9 protein-coding genes are annotated in these 8,499 nt (G+C 70.2%); 7 read left to right on the forward strand and 2 right to left on the reverse strand.

All coding sequences use genetic code 11. The annotated features are described in order from the left end of the window. Positions 1-2,008, forward strand: a 2,008-nt coding sequence (locus C693_RS21715) for an AsmA family protein (protein WP_017462536.1), incomplete at its 5' end; no start/stop codon positions are given. A gap of 62 nt (positions 2,009-2,070) precedes the next feature. Continuing rightward, positions 2,071-3,003 (forward strand): DMT family transporter, encoded by a 933-nt coding sequence (locus tag C693_RS0112070; protein ID WP_017462537.1) that lies wholly within the window; start codon positions 2,071-2,073, stop codon positions 3,001-3,003. 3 nt (positions 3,004-3,006) lie between these two features. On the opposite strand, the gene C693_RS0112075 is transcribed toward C693_RS0112070, so the two are convergent. Further along, complete coding sequence (locus C693_RS0112075; protein WP_017462538.1) at positions 3,007-3,909, reverse strand: LysR family transcriptional regulator; 903 nt, start codon at positions 3,907-3,909, stop codon at positions 3,007-3,009. Between the two features lie 110 nt (positions 3,910-4,019). On the opposite strand from C693_RS0112075, the gene C693_RS0112080 reads away from it, so the two are divergent. From C693_RS0112080 to C693_RS0112095, 4 genes are all read left to right on the forward strand, one after another. Then, positions 4,020-4,661, forward strand: a complete 642-nt coding sequence (locus C693_RS0112080) for an NAD(P)-dependent oxidoreductase (protein ID WP_017462539.1) — start codon at positions 4,020-4,022, stop codon at positions 4,659-4,661. 61 nt (positions 4,662-4,722) lie between these two features. Then, positions 4,723-5,652, forward strand: a complete 930-nt coding sequence (locus tag C693_RS0112085; RefSeq protein ID WP_017462540.1) for a 23S rRNA (adenine(2030)-N(6))-methyltransferase RlmJ — start codon at positions 4,723-4,725, stop codon at positions 5,650-5,652. 63 nt (positions 5,653-5,715) lie between these two features. Beyond that, the gene (locus tag C693_RS0112090; RefSeq protein WP_017462541.1) at positions 5,716-6,228 is read left to right on the forward strand and encodes a Slp family lipoprotein; all 513 of its coding nucleotides are present in this window, start codon (positions 5,716-5,718) and stop codon (positions 6,226-6,228) included. 71 nt (positions 6,229-6,299) lie between these two features. Then, positions 6,300-7,208 (forward strand): cation diffusion facilitator family transporter, encoded by a 909-nt coding sequence (locus tag C693_RS0112095; protein WP_017462542.1) that lies wholly within the window; start codon positions 6,300-6,302, stop codon positions 7,206-7,208. Between the two features lie 10 nt (positions 7,209-7,218). Here the strand turns inward: C693_RS0112095 and C693_RS0112100 are convergent, their stop codons facing one another. Next, on the reverse strand, positions 7,219-7,611 hold the full coding sequence (locus C693_RS0112100; protein ID WP_017462543.1) for a VOC family protein: 393 nt from the start codon (positions 7,609-7,611) through the stop codon (positions 7,219-7,221). Positions 7,612-7,784: 173 nt separating this feature from the next. Between C693_RS0112100 and C693_RS0112105 the strand changes: the two genes are divergently transcribed. Then, entirely contained in the window at positions 7,785-8,402 is a 618-nt protein-coding gene (locus tag C693_RS0112105) for a GNAT family N-acetyltransferase (RefSeq protein ID WP_017462544.1), read from the forward strand. The last annotated feature ends 97 nt before the right edge of the window (positions 8,403-8,499 follow it).

Raw genomic sequence — 8,499 nt, forward strand, 5'->3', positions numbered from 1 at the left:
GCCCCGCCCCCGGCCGCAGGACGAGACCGGCTGGCGCCGCTGGCTGCCGTGGCCGGAACTCACCGCGCGCGACATCACCATCGCCAATCCCGGCTGGGCGAAGCAGCCGCGCTTTGCCCATCTGGATGCCTTGCGCTTCCGCCTCTCGCCGCTGGCGCTGCTGGCGCGTCGCATCGACGTGCCGTCGCTGCAGCTGGTGCAGCCGAGCGTGGACCTGGAGCGCGACGGCCAGGGCCGCGACAACTGGACCTTCAGCCTGCCGCACGACGGCAAGCCGTCGCGCTGGTCGCTGCAGCTCGGCAACGTCGGCTTCGACCAGGGCCGCGTCACGCTGGACGACGCGGCACACAAGACCGACCTGACGGTGCAGATCGAGCCACTGGAACAAGCGATTCCCTACGACCGTATCGTCGCGCAGAGCGAACAGGCGGCGCAGACGCAGGCTCGCGACGTGGTAGGCGCCGGCGCGGCCAAGGCGGTCGCAGGCGACGCCGGGACCGACCAGGACCAGGGCAAGGACGAGCGCGGCATGAAGGGCGACGACGTCGGCAAGGCCGACCGCGCCGCCCGCGAAACGCGCTACCGGTTCCGCTGGACCGCCGAGGGTCATTACCAGGGCGCTCCGGCCAAGGGCAGCGGACGCATCGGCGCGATGCTTGCCCTGCAGCGCAAGGACCGTCCGTTCCCGGTGCAGGCGCAGCTGCAGGTGGGTGACACCCACATCGGCCTGGCCGGCACGCTGACCGACCCGCTGCACCTGGGCGCACTGGACCTGCACCTGTGGTTCGCCGGCACCAGCATGGCCCGGCTGTATCCGCTGCTCGGCGTCACCCTGCCCGACACCCGACCCTACGCCACCCGAGGCGACCTCAGCGCCCGCCTCGGCGACCACGGCAGCCGCTTCGACTATCGCCATTTCCACGGCCGCGTGGGCGACAGCGACCTGGCCGGCAACCTGCGGTTCGTCACGGGTGGCCTGCGGCCGAAACTCAGCGGCGACCTGCATTCCAGGGAACTGGAGTTCGCCGATCTCGCGCCGCTGATCGGCGCCGACAGCAACGCGGAGAAAAAGCGGCGCGGCGACGGCACCGCCCAACCGGCGGACAAGGTGCTGCCGATGGAGCCATTCCGCACCAACCGCTGGCAGGCGATGGACGCGGACGTGACCTTCGATGCCGGGCACATCACGCACATGAAGGCCTTGCCGATCGACTCGCTCGACACCCACCTGGTGATGCGCGCCGGCACGCTCACGCTCGATCCGCTCGAGGCCGGGCTGGCCGGCGGCTCGGTGCGGGGCAAGGTGGTCCTGGACGGCAGCCGCACGCCGATGCAGGGCCGCATCGCACTGGGCGCCCGCCACCTGAAGCTGAAGAAGCTGTTCCCGACCTTCGATGCCATGCGCACCAGCCTGGGCGAGATCAACGGGCGTGCCGACCTCGACGCGCACGGCAACTCGGTTGCCGCCCTGCTCGGCAGCGCCGATGGCGAGATGAAGCTGCTGATGAACGACGGCGCGATCAGCCGCAACCTGCTGGAGACCGCCGGCCTCAACGTCGGCAACATCATTCTCGGCAAGCTGTTCGGCGACCGCACGGTGCAGATCAACTGCGCCGCCACCGACCTGGTCGCGAAGGGCGGCCTGTTCCGCACCCGGCTGTTCGTGTTCGACACCCGCGATGCGGTGGTCCGGGTGGACGGCACGGTGAACATGGACAACGAGCGGCTGGACCTGGACGTGAAGCCGCAGACCAAGGGCCTGCGCATCCTCTCGCTGCGCTCGCCGCTGTACGTGCGCGGCACGCTGAAGCATCCCGACGTCGGTGTGCATGCCGGCCCGCTGGCGCTGCGCGCCGGCGGGGCCGTCGCACTGGGGGCGGTCGCGGCGCCGGCAGCCGCCCTGCTCGCCCTGATCGCTCCCGACCACGACCAGCCGCCGAACACCTGCCAGGCGGTGCTGGGCCAGTTGCGCAAGGGCGAGCCGAAAGTGGCCGCGCCGTCGCACTGACCTGGGGCCACAGGGCTGCGCCGTCGCTAGAATGGCGCACCTTCCCCACGCCGCCCGCCCCCATGCAGCCCGTCAACCTGGCCCGCCTGCAGATCCACTTCTGCGTCCTGCTGTGGGGCTTCACCGCCATCCTCGGCAAGCTGATCTCGCTGCCGGCACTGCCGCTGGTGTGGTGGCGCATGCTGCTGGTCTCCGGTGCGCTGCTGCTGGTGCCGCGGGTGTGGCGCGGGCTGCGCGCGATGCCGGCACGGCTGCGCTGGGCCTATGCCGGCATCGGCGTGCTGGTGTCGCTGCACTGGCTGACCTTCTATGCGGCGATCAAGCTGTCCAATGCCTCGGTAGGCGCGACCTGTATCGCACTGGGGCCGGTATTCCTGTCTTTCATCGAGCCGTGGATCGCGCGCCGGAAATTCGACCCGCGCGAGCTGTTCATCGCCGTGGCGGTGGTGCCGGGTGTGGCGATGGTGGTCGGCGGCGTGCCCCACGGCATGCGCATGGGCATCGCGGTCGGTGCGCTGTCGGCGCTGTTCGTGGCGCTGTTCGGCGCGTTCAACAAGCGACTGGTGGACCACGGCGACCCGCTCACCGTGACCTGCCTGGAGCTGGGCACCGGCACGTTGTTCCTGACCCTGCTCGCTCCGCTGCTGCCGCACGCCGGCAGCGCCTTCGAGGTGCCGGGCCTGCACGACACCCTGCTGCTGCTGGCGCTGAGCTTCGGCTGCACCCTGCTGCCGTTCGCGCTGGCGCTGGTGGCGCTGCGCCACCTCACCGCGTTCGGCGTACAGATGGTGACCAACCTGGAGCCGGTGTACTCGATCGTGCTGGCGATCCTGCTGCTCGGCGAGCAGCGCGAGCTGCACGCCTGGTTCTACCTCGGCGTGACGGTGATCATCGCCGCGGTGTTCGTGCACCCGTTGCTGCACCGCCGCCGCGACGAACCCAGCCAGCAGCCGGAACTGCTCGGCACCGCCGAGAGCCACAACGTGGTCGAGTGAAGCTCAGGCGCCTGCCGCCTGCAGATGCTCGATGAACGCCCGCACCTTGGCCGGCGCGCGCGGCCCGGGGTACACCGCGTGGATGCCGCCTTCGGGCAGGTGCAGGTGGGCCAGCAGCGCGACCAGCCGCCCGGCACGGATGTCCTCCTCCACCAGGTAGTCCGGCAATACCGCGAGGCCGGCGCCTGCCAGTACCAGCCCGCGGACGGCCGCCGCGTTGTTGGCCTGCGCGGCCGCGCGCAGTCGCACCGTCTGCCGCTTGCCACCACGTCCGGCGAAGGTCCAGCGCAGCGGATGCGGCAGTGCCGACATGGCGACGGCGCCGTGCCGGACCAGCTCGTCGACCCGGCGCGGCGTGCCGTGTTCGGCCAGGTACGCCGGAGTCGCCACCAGCAACTGCCGGAAGCTGCCGAGCCGGGTGGCGCGCAGACTGGAGTCGCGTAGCCAGCCGCCGCGGATCGCCAGATCGAAGCGCTCGGCGATGATGTCGCTGACATGGTCGCTGAGCACCAGGTCCACCTGCACCGCGGGATGCAGGCGCATGAAGCTGGCCAGCTGCGGCACCACGACCGCGTTGCCGTAGTCCAGCGACGCGGTCAGGCGCAGGGTGCCGGCGGGCCGGTCGCGGGCGGCTCCGACGCGCTCGATCGCCGCCTCGGCGTCGGCCAGCAGGCGCACGCAATCGGCATGGAAGCTCGCCCCGGCTTCGGTCAGCGCCATGCGCCGCGTGCTGCGCACCAGCAACGTGACACCCAGCTCCTGCTCCAGGCGAGCGAGGTGCTGGCTGACCATCGCCTTGGTCGTACCGAGCTGCTCCGCGGCCGCCGTGAACGAGCCCGCGCGGACCAGCGCCGCGAACACCGCCAGCCGGTTGAGATTGACCTGATCGGTCCGGTCGCCGCGCATCGCCGGCCTCCACTTGTCAACTGGATCTTTACAGTGAATTGCATCATAGGGCGTTTATCGGAACCAATCCGAGGCGCAAGCTGCGCTCCGTTCCCTGACGGAGAAGCCCCATGAAACTCGTACTGTTCGGCGCCACCGGCCACATCGGCCAGGGCATCCTCGATGAGGCACTGGCCCGCGGCCATGAGGTGCTCGCGGTGGTTCGCGATGCATCCCGCCTGCCGCAGCGACACGATCGCCTGACCGTCGTCACCGCCGATGTGGCGCAGCCCGCAAGCTGGACCGACGCGGTCCGCGGGAGCGAGGCCGCCATCGCCAGCCTCTCGGCCCGGCGCGATCAGGACGCCAGCCGCGTGCCCGGCTATGGCCGCACCCTGCTGGACCACCTGCCCGGTGCCGGTATCACGCGGCTGGCCTGGGTCGGCGGCGCCGGCACGCTGGAGGTGGCGCCAGGTCGCCGCGTGATCGACGACCCGGATTTCCCCGCTGCATGGAAGCCCGAGGCAGAAGCCCAGGGCGAGGCACTGGCGATGTTCCGCGCCTATCGCGGCCCGGTGGAGTGGACCTACGTGAGCCCGGCGGCGCTGATCGAGCCCGGCGAGCGCACCGGCACTTACCGTCTCGGCGGCGAGCAGCTGCTGGTGGACGCGGAAGGCAGCAGCCGCATCTCGATCGCCGACTACGCCGTCGCGCTGCTCGATCGAGTGGAACGGTGTGACGCCGCCAACCGCCGCATCACCGTCGCCGACTGACGACACCGGGGTGCACCACGGCAAGGGCCTATAATCGGGCGCCCTGCCCGACGTGCCCGCCATGAACTATCGCCACGCCTACCACGCCGGCAACTTCGCCGATGTCCTCAAGCACGTCGTGCTGCTGGCGCTGGTGGAGGCAATGGAGGCCAAGCCCACGCCGTTCGCCTACATCGACACGCACGCCGGCAGCGGCTGCTACGCGCTGGAAGGCAAGGAGGCCGGCAAGACCGGCGAGTATCGCGACGGCATCCGTCGACTGCTGTTTCCCGACCTCGGAGCGGACAACGGCCAGGCGGCCACCCTGCCGCCGCTGCTGCGCCGCTGGCTGGACGGCATCCTCGCCCTGCCCGGCAACGAGGACGGACTGAAGCTCTACCCCGGCTCGCCGCTGCAGGCGGCCCGTGCGATGCGCGAGGGCGACAGCGCGCACTTGTGCGAGCTGCATCCGGAGGAAGCGGTGCGCCTGCGCGAGTTGTTCGCGCGCGACGGCCGCGTGCATGTGCACCATCGCGACGGCTACGAGGCGCTGAAGGCGCTGGTGCCACCGCAGGAGAAGCGCGGGCTGGTGCTGATCGACCCGCCCTACGAAGCGCAGGATGCCGAGTACCGCGTGATCGAGCGGGCGTTGAAGGCCTCGCTGGCCCGCTGGCCGACCGGCGTCTACGCGGTGTGGTATCCGATCAAGCTGCGCAGCCAGGTGCAGCCGTTCCTGCGCGGGCTGCAGCACGGCATGGCCCGGCGCGTACTGCGCGCCGAGCTGCTGGTGCATGCGGACGACTCCCCGCTGCGCCTCAACGGCTCGGGCATGGTGATACTCAACGCGCCGTGGAATCTGGACGAGGTGCTGCGCGAGCCGCTGCGCGCGATGGCGCGCCTGCTCGGACAGGGCCAGCCGGCACGCTGGAACCTGGACTGGCTGGTGAACGACAGCGGCGATACCGCACCGCCGCCCCGCTCCCCGGCGCCGCGTTCACCCCGTCCGCGCTAAGCTCGCGCTACCGTCGCGGCCTCCGCGACGGCATCCATTCGTGCCCATGCTCCGGAGCCCGCCATGCGTCGCCTCGTCCGCCCCCTGTCACGACTGCTCGCCCCGCTGACCTTGCTGGCCCTGGCCGCGTGCGCGCCCGCGCCGATCTACAAGACCTCGCCGAACCTGGTGTCCGCGGTGCCGTTCCAGGTGGCCCGCACGCCGGAGCGTTACGCCAACGGCAGCGTGATCTGGGGTGGCCGCATCGTCGCCGTGCACAACCTGGCCGACCGCAGCGAGATCGAGGTCCTGGCCTTTCCGCTGGACCGCTCGCAGCGCCCGCAGGTCGGGGACAGCGGCAACGGCCGCTTCATCGCGGTGATGCACGGCTTCGTCGAGCCGATGGATTACCCGGAAGGCGCACTGATGACCCTGACCGGCACACTGGCAGGCAGCCGCGCCGGCAAGGTCGGTGAGGCGGACTACGTGTTCCCGCTGGTGACGGTGGACCAGGCCCATCGCTGGACGCAGCAGGAGCTGCAGTCCGGCCGCAGCAACGTGCATTTCGGCATCGGCGTGGGCGTCGGCATCCACTGAGGCGATCGCCGCGTCGCACGGACTTGCGGCGCCGCTACACTGTGCGGCCCGACCCGTGATGGAACACCCGCATGTCCGGCCACGCCAATTCGCTCAAGGCGATCTTCCTCGCGCTCGGCGCGAATTTCGCGATCTTCCTGGCCAAGCTGGTCGCAGCCCTGGTGACCGGCTCGGGCGCGATGCTGGCCGAGGCGGTGCACTCGCTGGCCGACTGCGGCAACCAGGGCCTGCTGCTGCTCGGCGTGCGCCAGGCGAAGCGGCCGCCATCGGATGAGTTCCCGCTCGGCTGGGGCCGGGCGATGTACTTCTGGTCGTTCCTGGTGGCGATCCTGCTGTTCAGCGTGGGCGGGATGTTTTCGGTCTACGAGGGCGTGCACAAGCTCGGCCATCCCGAGCCGCTGAAGTGGCCGTGGGTGGCGCTGGGCGTGCTGGTGTTCGGTGTCGTCGCCGAAGGCCTGTCGATGCGCGGCTGCCTGCAGGAGGTGAACAAGGCGCGCGGCGGGCAGCCGCTGTGGACCTGGTTCCGCGAGACCCGTTCCAGCGAACTGCTGGTGATCTTCGGCGAGGATCTGGCCGCGCTGATCGGCCTGTGCCTGGCCGCCCTGGCGGTGGGCGCCACCATGCTCACCGGCAACCTCATGTACGACGCGCTGGGTACGCTGGCGATCGGCGTGCTGCTGCTGGTGGTGGCCATCGCGCTGGCGGTGGAAGTGAAGGCCCTGCTGATCGGCCAGGGCGTGGAGCCGCGCCGCCGCGCCGAGATGCTCACCTTCCTCAAGAGCCGCTCGGAAGTGGCCGAGGTGCTCAACCTGATCACCCTGCAGATGGGCCCGGACGTGATGGTGGCGGTCAAGGCACGGATGGAGCCGGCCAGCTCCGACCGCGGCCTGATCGACGCGATCAACACCGTGGAGGCGGCGATGAAGGCCGAGTTCGGCGAGATCCGCTGGAGCTTCTTCGAGCCGGACGTCACCGACTGAGCCGGGGCGCTCAGCCTTTTCCCTGCAGCAGGTCCCACGGATTGCCGTACAGGTCCTCGAACACGGCCACGGTCGCGTACGGCTCCTCGCGCGGCGTTTCACGGAACGTGACGCCCGCGGCCAGCATGCGACGGTAATCGCTCCAGAAGTCGTCCGTGCGCAGGAACAGGAAGACCCGACCACCCGCCTGGCGGCCCACCGCGGCACGCTGCTCGTCGGTCGCCGCCTGCGCCAGCAGCAGCCCGGTGCCGGTCGAGCCCGGCGGTGCCACGACCACCCAGCGCTTGCCGCTCCCGAGCGGCGTATCCTCGCGCAGGGTGAAGCCGAGCCGGCGGGTGTACCAGGCGATCGCCTCATCGTAGTCGTGCACCAGCAGGGTGAGCTGGGCCAGGCTCTGGGACATCGAGAGAACTTCCTCTGTGGCGGGTTGCCGCATCGCGACATGATCGGAGCAGACCATCATGGCACGAACAAGGAAAATCCGCGGAAAAACAGGCCTTTTAAGCCCATCGGGCAAGCCATACCAGTGCTCGCCCCATTCATGCTGCGTCGCACTAAATACGCTACAGTATGGACATGAATACGCAGCTCGCCTTCCCCCGCATGCGTCCCGCCCAGCAGATGATCGTCCCGCCGCGCAGCCGTGAGCGTTTCGCACCCCGCCCGGAGGCCGTCCCCGCGGCCAGCCTGGGCGAACCGGTGCGCACCCGTGACGGCCGCAGCCTGTTCCTGCGCGGCATCCGGCCCGACGACGTGGCCGCACTCAAGCGCTGCTTCACCCGCCTCTCGCCGGAGGACATCCGTCGCCGCTTCCTGCATGCGATGTCCGAACTGCCCGAGCCGATGGCCCAGCGCCTGTGCAACATCGACCCGGCCTTCGAAACCGCCTTCGTGCTGATGGACGAGGCAGTGGAGCCGGCCGAGATGCGCGGCGTAGGCCGCATCTACGTGGACGAGTCGGCCAACAACGCCGAGTTCTCGGTGCTGGTAGAGCACGACTGGGCCCGACGCGGCCTCGGCGCCCTGCTGATGCAGCGCCTGGTCGATGACTGCCGCCGCCGTGGCCTGCACGAGATCTGGGGCTATGTGCTGCTGGAGAACCGACCGATGCTGGAGCTGTGCCGCGAACTCGGCTTCGAGCGGCGATCGTCGCTGGACGAGCCCGGCACGACGCAGATCTCGCTCAGGCTCTAGCTGCAGCCTTCACCGGTAGGAGCCCGCTCGCGGGCGATGCTTTTTCGCTTCGATGTAGATCAGGAGCAGAAGCATCGCCCGCGAGCGGGCTCCTACT

This window comes from Dyella ginsengisoli LA-4 (assembly GCF_000334915.1).
GTDB lineage: Bacteria > Pseudomonadota > Gammaproteobacteria > Xanthomonadales > Rhodanobacteraceae > Dyella_A > Dyella_A ginsengisoli_A.

What these genes read in the sequence shown, in the direction of transcription:
- C693_RS0112090 (WP_017462541.1), top strand. Translation starts at nt 5,716, where the DNA reads ATGCGTCGCCTCGTCCGCCCCCTGTCACGACTGCTCGCCCCGCTGACC.
- C693_RS0112100 (WP_017462543.1), bottom strand. Translation starts at nt 7,611, where the DNA reads ATGTCCCAGAGCCTGGCCCAGCTCACCCTGCTGGTGCACGACTACGAT.
- C693_RS0112095 (WP_017462542.1), top strand. Translation starts at nt 6,300, where the DNA reads ATGTCCGGCCACGCCAATTCGCTCAAGGCGATCTTCCTCGCGCTCGGC.
- C693_RS0112075 (WP_017462538.1), bottom strand. Translation starts at nt 3,909, where the DNA reads ATGCGCGGCGACCGGACCGATCAGGTCAATCTCAACCGGCTGGCGGTG.
- C693_RS0112070 (WP_017462537.1), top strand. Translation starts at nt 2,071, where the DNA reads ATGCAGCCCGTCAACCTGGCCCGCCTGCAGATCCACTTCTGCGTCCTG.
- C693_RS0112080 (WP_017462539.1), top strand. Translation starts at nt 4,020, where the DNA reads ATGAAACTCGTACTGTTCGGCGCCACCGGCCACATCGGCCAGGGCATC.
- C693_RS0112085 (WP_017462540.1), top strand. Translation starts at nt 4,723, where the DNA reads ATGAACTATCGCCACGCCTACCACGCCGGCAACTTCGCCGATGTCCTC.
- C693_RS0112105 (WP_017462544.1), top strand. Translation starts at nt 7,785, where the DNA reads ATGAATACGCAGCTCGCCTTCCCCCGCATGCGTCCCGCCCAGCAGATG.